The sequence below is a fragment of the Sphingomonas sp. 2SG genome (assembly GCF_005503285.1).
GTDB lineage: Bacteria > Pseudomonadota > Alphaproteobacteria > Sphingomonadales > Sphingomonadaceae > Sphingomonas > Sphingomonas taxi.
Map to the genome: position 1 here is coordinate 17,676 of NZ_SCMZ01000045.1, position 13,401 is coordinate 31,076.

Annotated in this window: 20 protein-coding genes; 5 read left to right on the forward strand and 15 right to left on the reverse strand. The window is 68.2% G+C overall.

Annotated features, from left to right (window positions below; all coding sequences use genetic code 11):
• Positions 1 to 217 precede the first annotated feature (217 nt).
• The 10 genes from FFS23_RS15820 to hisB form a co-directional block, all read right to left on the reverse strand.
• The gene (locus FFS23_RS15820) at positions 218 to 1,810 is read right to left on the reverse strand and encodes an amino acid permease (RefSeq protein ID WP_038662902.1); all 1,593 of its coding nucleotides are present in this window, start codon (positions 1,808 to 1,810) and stop codon (positions 218 to 220) included.
• 148 nt (positions 1,811 to 1,958) lie between these two features.
• Positions 1,959 to 2,336: a histidine triad nucleotide-binding protein gene (locus FFS23_RS15825; RefSeq protein WP_137899359.1), complete on the reverse strand. Its 378-nt coding sequence runs from the start codon at positions 2,334 to 2,336 to the stop codon at positions 1,959 to 1,961.
• 8 nt (positions 2,337 to 2,344) lie between these two features.
• Complete coding sequence (locus FFS23_RS15830) at positions 2,345 to 2,653, reverse strand: phosphoribosyl-ATP diphosphatase (RefSeq protein WP_038662896.1); 309 nt, start codon at positions 2,651 to 2,653, stop codon at positions 2,345 to 2,347.
• Between the two features lie 32 nt (positions 2,654 to 2,685).
• Complete coding sequence (locus tag FFS23_RS20200) at positions 2,686 to 2,847, reverse strand: hypothetical protein (RefSeq protein ID WP_171009523.1); 162 nt, start codon at positions 2,845 to 2,847, stop codon at positions 2,686 to 2,688.
• Positions 2,844 to 3,218 carry an STAS/SEC14 domain-containing protein gene (locus tag FFS23_RS15835; RefSeq protein WP_137899360.1) on the reverse strand — a complete coding sequence of 125 codons (375 nt, stop codon included), beginning with the start codon at positions 3,216 to 3,218 and terminating at the stop codon, positions 2,844 to 2,846. The genes FFS23_RS20200 and FFS23_RS15835 overlap by 4 nt, the downstream gene beginning before the upstream one ends.
• A gap of 34 nt (positions 3,219 to 3,252) precedes the next feature.
• Entirely contained in the window at positions 3,253 to 4,023 is a 771-nt protein-coding gene (gene hisF, locus FFS23_RS15840; protein WP_038662889.1) for an imidazole glycerol phosphate synthase subunit HisF, read from the reverse strand.
• A gap of 166 nt (positions 4,024 to 4,189) precedes the next feature.
• On the reverse strand, positions 4,190 to 4,927 hold the full coding sequence (gene hisA / locus FFS23_RS15845) for a 1-(5-phosphoribosyl)-5-[(5-phosphoribosylamino)methylideneamino]imidazole-4-carboxamide isomerase (protein ID WP_038662886.1): 738 nt from the start codon (positions 4,925 to 4,927) through the stop codon (positions 4,190 to 4,192).
• On the reverse strand, positions 4,924 to 5,529 hold the full coding sequence (gene hisH, locus FFS23_RS15850) for an imidazole glycerol phosphate synthase subunit HisH (RefSeq protein WP_038662882.1): 606 nt from the start codon (positions 5,527 to 5,529) through the stop codon (positions 4,924 to 4,926). The genes hisA and hisH overlap by 4 nt, the downstream gene beginning before the upstream one ends.
• Complete coding sequence (locus FFS23_RS15855) at positions 5,526 to 5,843, reverse strand: YciI family protein (RefSeq protein WP_137899361.1); 318 nt, start codon at positions 5,841 to 5,843, stop codon at positions 5,526 to 5,528. Before FFS23_RS15855 ends, hisH begins: the two co-directional genes overlap by 4 nt.
• On the reverse strand, positions 5,840 to 6,427 hold the full coding sequence (gene hisB, locus FFS23_RS15860) for an imidazoleglycerol-phosphate dehydratase HisB (protein WP_137899362.1): 588 nt from the start codon (positions 6,425 to 6,427) through the stop codon (positions 5,840 to 5,842). Before hisB ends, FFS23_RS15855 begins: the two co-directional genes overlap by 4 nt.
• A 75-nt stretch (positions 6,428 to 6,502) precedes the next feature.
• Here hisB and FFS23_RS15865 point away from each other — a divergent pair, with 75 nt between their 5' ends.
• From FFS23_RS15865 to gmk, 5 genes are all read left to right on the forward strand, one after another.
• Positions 6,503 to 6,988, forward strand: coding sequence for an SspB family protein (locus FFS23_RS15865; RefSeq protein ID WP_038662873.1), 486 nt, complete (start codon positions 6,503 to 6,505; stop codon positions 6,986 to 6,988).
• A gap of 126 nt (positions 6,989 to 7,114) precedes the next feature.
• Positions 7,115 to 8,503, forward strand: coding sequence for a class II fumarate hydratase (fumC, locus tag FFS23_RS15870; protein WP_137899363.1), 1,389 nt, complete (start codon positions 7,115 to 7,117; stop codon positions 8,501 to 8,503).
• A gap of 95 nt (positions 8,504 to 8,598) precedes the next feature.
• Entirely contained in the window at positions 8,599 to 8,814 is a 216-nt protein-coding gene (locus FFS23_RS15875) for a hypothetical protein (RefSeq protein WP_137899364.1), read from the forward strand.
• Positions 8,811 to 9,008 (forward strand): hypothetical protein, encoded by a 198-nt coding sequence (locus tag FFS23_RS15880; RefSeq protein ID WP_038662863.1) that lies wholly within the window; start codon positions 8,811 to 8,813, stop codon positions 9,006 to 9,008. The genes FFS23_RS15875 and FFS23_RS15880 overlap by 4 nt, the downstream gene beginning before the upstream one ends.
• Before the next feature lie 101 nt (positions 9,009 to 9,109).
• Positions 9,110 to 9,766: a guanylate kinase gene (gene gmk / locus FFS23_RS15885; protein WP_038662860.1), complete on the forward strand. Its 657-nt coding sequence runs from the start codon at positions 9,110 to 9,112 to the stop codon at positions 9,764 to 9,766.
• Here gmk and FFS23_RS15890 read toward each other — a convergent pair.
• The 5 genes from FFS23_RS15890 to crcB form a co-directional block, all read right to left on the reverse strand.
• On the reverse strand, positions 9,750 to 10,442 hold the full coding sequence (locus FFS23_RS15890; RefSeq protein WP_137899365.1) for an ATP12 family chaperone protein: 693 nt from the start codon (positions 10,440 to 10,442) through the stop codon (positions 9,750 to 9,752). The genes gmk and FFS23_RS15890 overlap by 17 nt on opposite strands.
• Complete coding sequence (locus FFS23_RS15895) at positions 10,439 to 10,657, reverse strand: hypothetical protein (RefSeq protein ID WP_137899366.1); 219 nt, start codon at positions 10,655 to 10,657, stop codon at positions 10,439 to 10,441. Before FFS23_RS15895 ends, FFS23_RS15890 begins: the two co-directional genes overlap by 4 nt.
• A complete protein-coding gene (locus FFS23_RS15900; RefSeq protein ID WP_137899367.1) occupies positions 10,654 to 11,307 on the reverse strand; it encodes an HAD-IA family hydrolase in 654 nt (217 codons plus the stop codon). Before FFS23_RS15900 ends, FFS23_RS15895 begins: the two co-directional genes overlap by 4 nt.
• Before the next feature lie 531 nt (positions 11,308 to 11,838).
• Positions 11,839 to 12,966: an RluA family pseudouridine synthase gene (locus FFS23_RS15905; RefSeq protein ID WP_137899368.1), complete on the reverse strand. Its 1,128-nt coding sequence runs from the start codon at positions 12,964 to 12,966 to the stop codon at positions 11,839 to 11,841.
• Positions 12,963 to 13,352, reverse strand: coding sequence for a fluoride efflux transporter CrcB (gene crcB / locus FFS23_RS15910; RefSeq protein ID WP_171009524.1), 390 nt, complete (start codon positions 13,350 to 13,352; stop codon positions 12,963 to 12,965). Before crcB ends, FFS23_RS15905 begins: the two co-directional genes overlap by 4 nt.
• Between the last annotated feature and the right edge of the window lie 49 nt (positions 13,353 to 13,401).

Consider the following 13,401-nt stretch of genomic DNA (forward strand, 5'->3'; position numbering starts at 1 on the left):
CGCGCGACCTCTCCGCGCCTCCGCGCGACTAGAATTCACGCGAAGCCGCGAAGGTGCGAAGATGTGGTGGCCGCTGTGGCGGCCCGCTCCGCATTTTGCCGTTTAGGAAAACGGGCCATACGCCCCGGACGCGACCTCTTCGCGTCTTCGCGTCTTCGCGCGCACGAAAAAGGCCGGGGGATCGCTCCCCCGGCCCCATGAAAAGCCTGTACCCGGATCAGTCGAGCGGCTTCGCCCGCTCCGGCTGCATCGCCGGATCGTCGACGGTGTCGAAAATCCCGCGGCCGACGTACGAGCGGCTGCGGCTGTAGCCGAAATAGATCACCAGCCCGATGAGGCCCCAGATCGGCAGCACCAGCTTGGCGGTCAGCGGCAGCGAGAGATAGAGGCCGACGCAGCCGATGATCGCGAGCGGCGCGACGATATAGACCGCCGGGGTGCGGAACGGCCGCTTGCGACCCGGATCGGTCTTGCGCAGCACCATCACCGATACCGCCACCATGAAGAAGGCGAACAGCGTCCCCGCGTTGGAATAATCGGCGAGCTTGCCGACCGGCAACACCGCCGCCGCGATCGCCGCGGCGATGCCGGTGACGACCGTGACGACGTGCGGGGTCCGGAACTTCGGGTGCACCGACGCCAGCTTCTCGGGAAGCAGGCCATCGCGTGCCATGGTGAAGAAGATGCGCGTCTGGCCGAACATCATCATCAAAACCACCGAGGGCAGCGCCAGCACCGCGGCGAGACCGACGAGGCGGCCGATCGCCGGCCAGCCGATCGTGTCGAGGACGTGGACCAGCGCCTCCTTCGAACAGACCAGGGGTTCGGTGACGCCGGTGGCGACGATGCTGGCGCAGCGACCGGCCATCTCTGCCGAGCCCGGTGCGAGCACCTGTCCGGCGGTGGTCACCGGCTGTGCGCCGATGGCGCCGATCGCGCCGCTGGCGACGAGCAGGTAGAAGATGGTGCAGATCACGAGGCTGCCGATCAGCCCGATCGGCACGTTGCGCTGCGGGTTCTTGGTCTCCTCGGCGGCGGTCGAGACCGCGTCGAAGCCGACATAGGCGAAGAAGATCGAGGCCGCCGCACCGAACACGCCGACGCCGCCGGTCGGCAGGAACGGGTCGAAATTGGTCGCCTTGGCGACGGGGATGGTCAGCGCGACGAAGGCGGTGAGCGCGGCGATCTTGATGAGCACCAGCACCGAATTGACCCGCGCGCTCTCGGTCGTGCCGATGATGAGCAGCCAGGTGACGAAGCCGACGACGATCACCGCGGGGACGTTGACCCAGCCGCCGACCGCCATCGCGGTCTGCAGATCGACGTTCGGGGTTGCGCCGAAGGCGATCTGCATATGCGCCATCAGCGCATCGGCGTTGCTGATCGATGCGGGGAAGGCGACGCCGAGACCGCGCAGCAGCCCAACCGCATGGTTCGACCAGCCGACCGCGACCGCGCTCGCGCCGACCGCATATTCGAGGATCAATGCCCAGCCGACCATCCAGGCGAGGATCTCACCGACGACGGCATAGGAATAGGTATAGGCCGAGCCCGACACCGGCACCATCGAGGCCAGCTCGGAATAGCAGAGCGCCGCGACCGCGCAGACGAAGCCGGCGACGACGAACGACAGCAACATGCCCGGGCCGGCCTTCTGTGCGGCCTCGGAGGTGAGAACGAAGATGCCGGTGCCGATGACGGCGCCGATCCCCAACATGGTCAACTGGAACGCGCCGAGCGAGCGGTGCAGCCCGCGCTTTTCGGCGGTGGCGAGAATGGCGTCGAGTGGTTTGACGCGCCCGAAAATCATGCAGCTCTTCCCCCCATATGCGCACGGTCGTAGATCGCCGCCGCATGGTGAAGCGGCCGATGCTAACCCCAAATGGGACAGGTGCAATCCCTTATCTCGGGACGGCACCCCGGATCACGTCCGTGGCGGGGACGCGCGCGTCGCGGAATCAACCCGCGAGCATCGGCCCCAGCGGCCTGCCGCCGAACAGATGGACGTGGAGGTGCGGCACCTCCTGTCCCGCGTCGCCGCCGATATTGGCGAGCAACCGATAGCCCGGTGCGACGAGGCCGTGCTCGCGTGCGACATGGCCGATCGCGCGGACGAACCCGGCGATCTCCGCGTCCGAGGCGCGCGTACTGAAATCGTCCCACGACACATACGGTCCGCGCGGGATCACCAGGATGTGGAGCGGCGCGACCGGCGCGATGTCGTGGAAGGCCACCGCATGATCGTCTTCATAGACCCGCTTCGACGGGATCTCGCCGCGCAGGATCTTGGCGAAAACGTTCTGGTCGTCATAGGGCAGGGTAGCGTCGATCGGCATGGATCCTCCTAGCGCGAGGCTTTCTCGTCATGGCCCGACACGCCTTCGCGGCGGGCGAGTTCGGCGCGGACATCGTCCAGTCCCAGCCCGGCATCGGCGAGCAGCACGAGCAGGTGGAAGACGAGGTCGGCCGCCTCCGAGGCGAGCTTGTCCGGTTCGGCAAGCGCGGCGATGACCGTTTCGGTGGCCTCCTCGCCGACCTTCTGCGCGATCTTCGGCCGCCCCTTGGCGAACAGGCTGGCGACATAGGAGCTGCCGGGCTCGGCGGCGTCGCGGCGGGCGCGGATGGTGGCTTCCAGGCGGTCGAGCGGGTCCATGGCCCCCGCTTGGCGCGGGACGTGGGGGCCGGTCAATCCTTCTTGATGAACCGCCGCCGCAACGCGCGCCGCACGAGCCAGACGCCGATCGCCGCGACGACGAACAATGCGAGGTCGGACCATTCGGGGCCGGTCTTGCGATGGACGATGCCCGAATGGCCGCCGGCGACCGACGAGGCGGTCGGCACGATCATGCCGCGGCGACCTCGCCGTCGCTCGCCACCAGCCAGTCGAGTGCCTCGCCGGCGGCGGCGAAGATGCGCAGATAGGGCTGGGTCATGAAGCGCTTGACCTGCAACCGGGTGATCGCGCTGCCGGTGACGATCGCGATGCGGCTGGCACGCGGGAAGTTGCCGAGCCGTCGGTTGATCGCCGCCGCCGCCTCAACCGGCTGGACGCTGCAACCGCTCATATCCATGCGCAGCCGATAGCCGATCCGGAAGCCTGCCTCGCGAAAGCGGCGCAGCAATTCGTCCGCATAGGCGTCGACCCCGGCCTCATCGAACAGGCCGGTCCAGCAGATATCGAGCAGATTGAGATCGTGGCGGAAGGTGATCGCGTACATGCCCCGATCTTCGCCGCAAACCCTTGCGGAAGCCCTAAACTTTGACCGGTCGCCGCACCGGGATGCCCGCCGCCGCCAGCGCGTCGTGCGCATCGGCGACACTCGCCTCGCCAAAGTGGAAGATCGAGGCGGCGAGCACCGCGCTGGCGTGACCGTCGCGGATGCCGGCGACGAGATCGCCGAGCCCGCCGACGCCGCCACTCGCTACCACCGGCACGCTGACCCGGTCGGCGATCGCGCGGACCAGCTCGAGGTCGTAGCCGCTGCGGGTGCCGTCGCGATCCATCGAGGTCACCAGCAATTCGCCCGCGCCGAGTTCTGCGAGGTGAAGGGCATGGTCGATCGCATCGAGCCCGGTCGGGCGGCGGCCGCCGTGCGTGAACACCTCCCACCGCTCGCCGACGCGGCGCGCGTCGACCGAGGCGACGCAGCATTGGCTGCCGAACCGTTCGGCGATGTCGGCGACGACCTCGGGCCGGGCGACGGCGGCGGAGTTGACCGCGACCTTGTCCGCACCGGCGAGTAGCAGCGCGCGCGCATCTTCGGCGCTGCGCACGCCGCCGCCGACGGTGAGCGGCATGAAGCATACCGCCGCGGTGCGCCGCACGACGTCGAGGATCGTGCCGCGATCCTCGTGGGAGGCGGTGATGTCAAGGAAACAGAGTTCATCCGCCCCGGCAGCGTCATAGGCGCGCGCCTGTTCGACCGGATCGCCTGCATCGCGCAGCTCGACGAAATTGACGCCCTTGACGACGCGGCCGTTGGCGACGTCGAGACAGGGGATCACGCGGGCGCGAACGGTCATGCCGGAACCCTTGAGCAGGTGAGTTCACACGAAGCCGCGAAGACGCGAAGAGGGCGTGCCCCAGGCAGACGCTGGCGGTCGGTAGACCATATCCCGCCTTCGGCGACGGCAGACCACGTCGTCCGCAGGCCAGACATCGTCGCGTCTTCGCGTCTTCGCGCGATCATCATTCCGCTCCCTGCGCGACGCTCAGCGCGGCGGCGAGGTCGAGCCGCCCGTCATACAGCGCGCGGCCGGTGATGACGCCCTCGACGCCGTCGCGGACGTGAAGCGCGAGGACGTGGATCTCGGCGATGCCCTTGACGCCGCCGCTGGCGATCACCGGGATCGACACCGCGCGGGCGAGATCGACCGTTGCCTCGACGTTGCACCCCTTCAGCAGCCCGTCGCGGCCGACGTCGGTGAACAGCAGCGACGCCACCCCCGCATCCTCGAAGCGGCGGGCGAGGTCGACGACGCTGGTGGTCGAGACGTCCGCCCAGCCCTTGGTCGCGACCATGCCGTCGCGCGCATCGACCGCGACGACGACGCCGCCGGGAAAGTCGCGCGCGGCACCGCGGACGAACTCGGGGTCCTCCAGCGCCGCGGTGCCGATCACGACGCGCGAGACGCCGAGGTCGAACCAGCGCTCGACGCTGGCGCGGTTGCGGATGCCGCCACCGAGCTGGACGTGGCCGGGAAAGCGCTCGACGATGCCGCGCACCGCCTCGCCGTTGACCGATTCACCGGCGAACGCGCCGTCGAGGTCGACGACGTGGAGATGCTGCGCACCGGCCTCGGCGAACAGCATTGCCTGCGCGGCGGGATCGTCGCCATAGACGGTGGCGCGATCCATATCGCCCTCGGCGAGGCGCACGACCTGACCGCCCTTGAGGTCGATGGCGGGAAAGACGATGAGGCTCATGGCCGCCACTCCAGGAATTTGGCAAGCATCGCCAGCCCGTAACGCTGGCTCTTTTCGGGGTGGAACTGCACGCCGAGCATCGTGTCGCGCGCGATCGCCGCGGTGACCGGGCCGGCATGGTCGCTGGTCGCGATCACGTCCTCGCCCTCATAGGCATAGCTGTGCAGGAAATAGGCCTCGCCCGCGGGCACCAGCGGATGCGCGCCGAGCGGGACGACGTCGTTCCAGCCCATATGCGGCACCTTGGCCTCCATCGTGCCGGGTTCGAGCCGGCGTACGCGACCACGTACCCAGCCGAGCCCGCGATGCTGGCCCATCTCCTCGCCGACGTCGGCCATCAGCTGCATGCCGACGCAGACGCCGAGGAAGGGCGCGCCCTCCTGCCGGACGCGGCGCTCCATCGCCTCGACCATCCCCGGCACGCCGCGCAACGCATTGGCGCAGGCGCCGAACGCGCCGACGCCGGGCAGCACGATGCGGTCGGCCTTCGCCACCACATCGGCATCGGCGGTGACGGTCAGATCGGTCGCCCCCGCCGCCCGCAGCGCATTCTCGACCGAATGAAGGTTGCCCGCGCCGTAATCGATCAGCGCGATGGTCATGACAGCAGATCGGCGAGCGGCGTCGCCGCCATGCTCGCGGTGAAGGGGATGACCTCCGCCGTCGCCAGCCCGCGCGACACGAACGGGTCCCTGGCGATCAGTTCCTCGGTCACCTTTTTACCGCCGATCGCGATGATGATGCCGCCAGTGCGTGGCTGCTTGCGACCGGAGGCGAGCAGCAGTCCGTTGGCATAGGCATCCGACAGCCAGTCGATATGATCGCTCATCGCCGCGTCGATCGCGTCGAGATCGTCGCCATAGGTCAGCGACACGACGCACATGTTGGTGCCGGGGCGGACGAAGGGCTCGCTCACAGCACGCCCTTGGTCGAAGGGATGGCATCGGCCTTGCGCGGGTCGATCTCGACCGCGGTGCGCAGCGCACGGGCGAGGCCCTTGTACGCCGCCTCGACGATATGATGATTGTTGCTTCCGTACAGCGTCTCGACGTGGAGCGTGATCCCGGCGGTCTGCGCGAAACTGTGGAACCAGTGTTCGATCAGTTCGGTGTCGAGCTCGCCGAGCCGCGAGACGGTGAAGGCGGTCTTCCACACCAGCCACGGCCGCCCCGAGATGTCGAGCGCGACGCGGGTCAGCGTCTCGTCCATCGGCGAGAGCGCGTCGCCGTAGCGGCGGATACCCCGCTTGTCGCCGAGCGCCTGCGCCACCGCCTGGCCGAGCGCCAGCGCCGAATCCTCGACGGTGTGGTGGCCGTCGATGTGTAGGTCGCCGTCGACCTTGAGGTCGATGTCGATCAGACCGTGGCGGCTGAGCTGTTCGACCATATGGTCGAGGAAACCGATGCCGGTCTTGATCGAATAGACGCCGGTGCCGTCGAGGTTGACGGTGACGTCGATCCGCGTTTCGGCGGTGGAGCGGTTGATCGTGGCGATGCGCATGTCGGCTCGTCCCATAGGAGCGTGCGTCGTCACGCACAATCTTGACCCGACCGGGCGATACGCTACCCAAGGGGCATGACCGACGGCCTTCCCGATAGCCTTATCCCGTATGACGAGATCGTCCAGGAGGCGCTGCGTGCCGTCGTGGGCCGCGTGCTCGGCTCCGTCGCCGAATCGGGCGGGCTGCCCGGCGAGCACCATTTCTACATCACCTTCAAGACGCAGGCGCCGGGCGTCGACATCCCGCAGCGCTTGATCGAGCGCTTTCCGGACGAGATGACGATCGTGTTGCAGAACCGCTATTGGGACCTGCTGGTCGACGAGCGGAAATTCTCGGTCGGGCTGAGCTTCAACCAGGTGCCCTCGAAGCTCGTGATCCCCTATTCGGCGATCACCGGCTTCCACGATCCGGCGGTGAATTTCGAGCTGCGCTTCCAGGCGACCGAGGACCCCGATGACGGTCCCGAACCGCATGACGAAGCCGAGAACGACGGCCCGACCGCCACGCCCGCGGCGGATGGTTCGAACGTCGTGAGCGTGGACTTCAAGCGGAAGAAGTAAGCGGTCCGCGCCGAGGTTGCTCCATCCTTCCGGATAGGCGCATCGATGCCACGGATTATGCTGGCGAGACAGGCGGCTGACGCTCGACCCTTGAATCGGGTAGTGCGGCATTTGATATTACGTCGCATGAGCACGCGCACCGAAACCGATTCGATCGGCCCGATCGACGTTCCCGCCGACGCCTATTGGGGGGCGCAGACCGAGCGTAGTCTCGAGAATTTCCCTTTCGGACCGCGCGAGCGGATGCCGGTCGAGATCGTCCATGCGCTGGCGATCGTAAAGCAGGCGGCGGCGCGGGTGAACCGGCGGCATGGGCTGGCGGCGGACAAGGCGGATGCGATCGAGGCCGCGGCTACAGAGATCGCCGCGGGGCAGCTCGACGATCAATTTCCGCTGGTCATCTGGCAGACGGGCAGCGGCACCCAGTCGAACATGAACGTCAACGAGGTAATCGCCGGCCGCGCCAACGAGCAACTCGCCGGCACCCGCGGCGGCAAGACTCCCGTCCACCCCAATGACGACGTCAACCGGGGGCAGTCGTCTAATGACAGCTTCCCGACCGCGCTCCACGTCGCCGCGGCGCTGGCGGTGAAGCGGCAGCTCTATCCGGCGCTCGACCGGCTGCACGACGCGCTCGCCGACAAGGCGCGCGAATGGGACGATCTGGTCAAGATCGGCCGCACGCACCTTCAGGATGCGACGCCGCTGACGTTGGGGCAGGAATTTTCGGGCTACGTCCAGCAGCTCGCCAATGCGCGCCACCGGATCGCCGGCACGCTGGAACGCAACATCATGCCACTCGCGCAAGGGGGCACCGCGGTCGGGACCGGGCTGAACGCACCCGAAGGCTTCGCTGAAGAGGTCGCGGCGGAGATCGCGACGCTCACCGGTCTGCCGTTCGTCACCGCGCCCAACAAGTTCGAGGCGCTGGCGTCGAACGACGGGCTGGTCGACCTGCACGGCACGCTCAACGTGCTCGCGGTGGCGCTGACCAAGATCGCCAACGACATCCGTCTGCTCGGATCGGGGCCGCGCTCGGGGCTCGGCGAACTCGAACTGCCCGCCAACGAGCCGGGCAGCTCGATCATGCCGGGCAAGGTCAATCCGACGCAGGCCGAGATGCTGACGATGGTCGCCGCGCAGGTGATGGGCAACAATGTTGCGGTCACCGTCGGCGGCCTGCAGGGGCATATGGAGCTCAACGTCTTCAAGCCGCTGATCGGTGCCAACGTGCTGCGCTCGATCGCCTTGATCAGCGTCGGGATGCAGAGTTTCGCCGAGCGGACCGTCGACGGGCTGAAAGCGAATCGCGAGCGGATCGGACAGCTGGTCGAGCAATCGCTGATGCTCGTCACCGCGCTCGCCCCCGAGGTCGGCTATGACAATGCCGCGAAGATCGCCAAGCACGCGCATCAGAAGGGGCAGACGCTGAAACAGGCGGGGCTTGAACTCGGGCTGGTCGACGAGGCGACGTTCGACCGGCTGGTGCGGCCGGAGACGATGATCGGGCGTTGATCCCGCCGGGCGAAACGTTCCGGAACGGTCCCGTTACGAGGAACTTCCCCGCCGTTCGCGCGCTTCCATGGCCGCAACGCTAGGAGGGGACGGACGTGAGCACCACCACCACGGGCGCGCTGATCGGCGCGGCGATCGATTCGATGTCGGGCGACGACGATGGCGTCGCCGATGGCGCGATCATCGGTGCGGTGACCGCCAACGTGCTCAAGATCGTGCTGCCGCTTGCCGTGACCTATGCGGTCGGCTGGGCGGTGCTGCGCGGCGCGGCGGAACTCAAGGACCGGGTTTTCGGAAAGGTAGACTCATGATCGGCAAGATTATCGGTGCGCTCGTCGGGCGTGAAATGGACCGTCGCGATGGTCGCGGCGGCCTGAAGGGTGCAGCGATCGGCGCGCTGTCGATGGGCGCGATGCGGCGGATGGGGCCGCTCGGCCTGATCCTCGGCGGCGGCTATGTCGCCAAGAAGGCGTATGATCGCCGGCGCCAGTCGCGCGATATCTGATCGGACGATCCTCTCGTGCACGGCGCGGGAGGATCTTCGCTTTCTCGACTTTTCAGCCGGCTGCGCTTGACGCCCGGCCCCGGCAGACGCCACTAGCGCGCATGCCGACCACCCATTCCGCCGACCCGCACCATTTTCGCCGTCGTGGCGTGCTGTTCGTGCTGTCCTCGCCATCCGGTGCGGGCAAGTCGACCATCGCGCGCAAATTGCTCGCCGACGAGCCCGAACTCGGCATGTCGGTGTCGGTGACGACGCGGCCGATGCGGCCGGGCGAGGTCGACGGCAAGGACTATCATTTCGTCGATCTCGAGGAATTCCGCCGCATGGTCGCGGCGGACGAGTTCCTCGAATGGGCGCATGTCTTCGACCATCGCTACGGCACGCCGCGGGCGCAGATCGAGACGATGCTCGCCGCGGGCAAGGACGTGCTGTTCGACATCGACTGGCAGGGCGCGCAGCAGCTCTTCCAGATCGCCGGCGGCGACGTGGTGCGCGTGTTCATCTTCCCACCGTCGATGGAGGAGCTGCGGGCGCGGCTGACCAACCGCAACACCGATTCGGCCCAGGTGATCGAGGCGCGGATGGCGCGTGCTGCCAATGAAGTAAGTCATTGGGATGGTTACGATTACGTCCTCGTCAACGACGACGTCGAGCAATGTTTCGCGGGCGTGAAGACGATCCTCGCCGCCGAGCGGCTCAAACGCTCGCGTCAGACCGGGCTGATCGGCTTCATCCGCAAGCTCACGCGGACGGCCTGAGCGCGGCGAGGAAGGCGACCGCGGCGTCATAGTCGCGGCGCTTGTTGGCGAGCGCCTGCACGGCCAGCGAATCCGCGCCCCAGAGTTCGGCCTGGAAATCCTCGTCGATATTCGCCGCGGTCCATATTGTATCGGGGTCACCGGCCCGATCGACCAGCGCCAGCGCGAGGATCAGCGAGCCGGTGATCGTCACCACCGGCGACAGGCCGGCGAGTCCGAAGGGATCGAGCGCCGCCACCGCCTCGGCGAGTCGCGCCAGCGTCGCGGGGGGCTGCGCGCGATGCATGACCCCGGCGGTGGTCTCGAAATGTACGTCGTAGCGGGCGCGCGCCCAGTCGAGCCACGGATCCCACGCCGCCTGCTGCCGCGCGATCAGCAGATCGGGTGACAGCGCGCGATAATAGAGCAGGTCGCTCTCGCCGTACACCGAAAGGCCGGCGGCGAAGGCGGCGGGGTCGGGCGCGATCCGGTCGATCGCGGCATTGGCGAGGCCGGTCAGCGGCATCGCGCGCGGATCGATCGTTTCCGCCACCGCGCGCCATTCGTCGGCGACCGCGGCGGCGAGCGCATCGGTCGGCAGCGCGAGCGGCACGCGGCCGGGGGTGCGCACCGGTCGGCCGTCGAGCGTGACGACGCGGTCGGCGTCGATCGTCACCTCGGTCCAGAAGCGCTTCATGATCGGGGCGTCCGCCAGCGGTGGGCGAGGCTCGCCGGCACGATCGCGATCACCGCGAGCGCCGACAGCGTGATCGCGACGCCGAGCACCTTGACCGGCCAGTCGTGCGAGCGGGCGGCGAGGATCAGGCCGAACACCGCGCCGGCGCTGCCCGCCAGCCGGCTGCCGACGATCGCCAGCCACCGCTTGCGCGCGCGCGTGTCGTCGGGGGTCATGCCAGGATCTCCAGCAACGCCGCGGTGCGCGTCGCGACGACCTGCGCGCCGCCGCGGACCAGATCGTGGACGTCGTGATAGCCCCAGGCGACGCCGACCGCGCGCGCGCCGGCGGCCTTGGCCATCGCCATGTCGAAGCTGGTGTCACCGATCATCGCGGTCTGCTCGGGCGTCGCGTCGACCTCCGCCATCGCGGCGAGCAGCATCGCCGGATCGGGTTTGGAGGGGTGGCGGTCGGCGGTCTGGAGAGTGACGAAGCGATCGGTCAGGCCGTGGTGGTCGAGCACGCGGGCGAGGCCGCGATCCGATTTGCCGGTCGCCACGCCGAGCTGCCAGCCGCGCGCGGCCAGCGTCTCGATCACCGCGGCGATGCCCTCGAACAAAGGCTCTTCGGTCATCGCGCCGTTGGTGCGCAGCTCGAAGAACGCCTCCTTGTAATCGGCTGCCATCCTGCGGTGGAGCGCATCGTCCGCGTCGGGGAGCAAGGCGCGGACCGCCTCGACGAGGCTCAGCCCGACGATGCGGCGGATCGCCGCGCGCGGCGGCGCGGGCAGGTCCGCGATGCGGAACGTCGCCTCCATCGCCTGGCAGATGTTGGCCTGGCTATCGACGAGCGTGCCGTCGCAGTCGAATACGGCGAGTTTGGTCATCGTGTCGCCGTAGCGGGCGGCGCCGGAGCGGTGAAGAGGGTGTTGGACGACATGGACAACATGGACACCTTAACGGAAACGATCCGGGGGTATCGTTTCCGTTTTTGATATGATGGGGCGGGATATCGCGAAGGCGTGACGGGGCCTTCGTGCTGCCGCACGGGCGGGACGATGAGGGCGGGCGGGGTGTGCATGGTTAGGGCATACGCCTGTCGACGGGGTGTAGGACAGACGTTCGTGTTTCGCGTTTTATGTTAGCGGCTTGTCGTGGTCGGGATTCGGCACGTTGTTCGACACCCCCGTCACGCCGCACATGTTCGAGACCGCGGCGGAAGCCCCCTCAGCCGCTGAATTGGCGCTGTGTTCCTGCGAAAGCAGGAACCCAGGGTTAAGCAGTACAACAGCTTACGACGTTTTTGACCCTGGGCTCCTGCGTTCGCAGGAGCACTGATGGAGTTTTACATAGGTCTGGGACGAGTTGGGGTGACGGGTAATTTGGGGTGAGGGGGCGCCCTAATAGCGCCCCCCAACTCAGTCGGGGCTGCCGCGGCGGCGGCGTTCGCCGCGGTGTTCCTTGCGCATCGATTTGGCGTGCGCCTTGGCGCGCTGCTTGAGCACCGCCTTGGGGGGCGGGCCTTTCTTCGGTTCCTCGAACGGCATCGCGTCGCCCTTGGCGATGTCGAAGCCCAGCGTGGCCAGGCTTTCGGCGAAATGCGTCGGCAGGTCGGCGGTCTCGTCGATGCTGCCGCCGTCGGGATGGTCGACGCGGATGCGGCGGCTGTGCAGGTGCATCTTGCGGCTGACGCCGCCGGTCAGGAACGCCGCGGCGCCGCCGTATTTGCCGTCGCCGACGATCGGATGGCCGATCGCCGCCATATGGACGCGTAGCTGGTGGGTGCGGCCGGTGAAGGGTTGCAGCTCGACCCAGGCGCAGCGGTTGCCGGCGCGCTCGACGACGCGATAGCGGCTGCGCGCGGCCTGGCCGTTCTCCTCGTCGACGTGCATCTTCTCGCCGCCGGTGCCGGGCTGCTTGCCGATCGGCAGGTCGACCATGCCGTCGTCGATCGAGGGGACGCCGACGACCAGCGCCCAATAGACCTTGCGCGCGGTGCGGCCCGAGAAGGCCTTGGCGAAGAAGGCGGCGGCGCGGCTGGTGCGCGCGACGAGCAGCGCGCCCGACGTATCCTTGTCGAGCCGGTGGACGAGCTTGGGCCGCCCCTCCGCGTCATATTGCAGCGCGTCGAGCAGGCCGTCGACATGTTCGGAGGTCTTGGTGCCGCCCTGCGTCGCGAGGCCGGGCGGCTTGTTGAGCACGAGTGCCTGCAGGTCCTTGTGGATCACCATCTCGCGCGCATAGGCGATCTGATCCTCGCTCAGCGGCGGGCGTTCGCGCTTGGGGCGGGGGGCGTCGGGGGTGTCCTCGATCACCGGTTCGGGGGGCGGCACGCGCAGCGTCTGGCCGGCCTTGATCCGGTCGCCCGGCGTGACGCGCGAGCCGTCGACGCGCAACTGGCCGGTGCGCGCCCATTTGGCGACGGTGGTGAAGCTCGTCTCGGGCAGGTGGCGCTTGAACCAGCGGTCGAGGCGGATGCCATCGTCGTCATAGCCGACGTTGAACTGGCGAACGCCGTCGCGGGTGTCGTTCTTGGCGTCGCTCATGCGCTGGCTCCGGCAAGCAGGGCGCGGGTGGCGGCGAGCCCGGCGAACAGCGCGGCGATCGAGCCGATCACCGACACCAGCACGTAGCCGAAGGCGGGGGCGAGTGCGCCGCGCTCGATCATCGCGACGGCGTCGAGGCTGAAGCTCGAGAAAGTGGTGAAGCCGCCTAGCACGCCGACGCCGAGGAACAGGCGCCACGGTTCGGCGAGGCTGCCGGAGCGGGCGAGGATCGCGGTGAGCACGCCCATCAGCAGCCCGCCGACGAGATTGACGGCGAGCGTGCCGTAGGGAAAGTCCGGCCCGAACGCGGTAAGCGCGGCGCGGCCGGTGAGATAACGCGCGGCGGAGCCGAGGGCACCGCCGATCATGACGAACAGAAGAGGCATGGCGCCAGCCCTAGAGGACTATTGGGTACAAGGGAATGCGGGGGTTTGG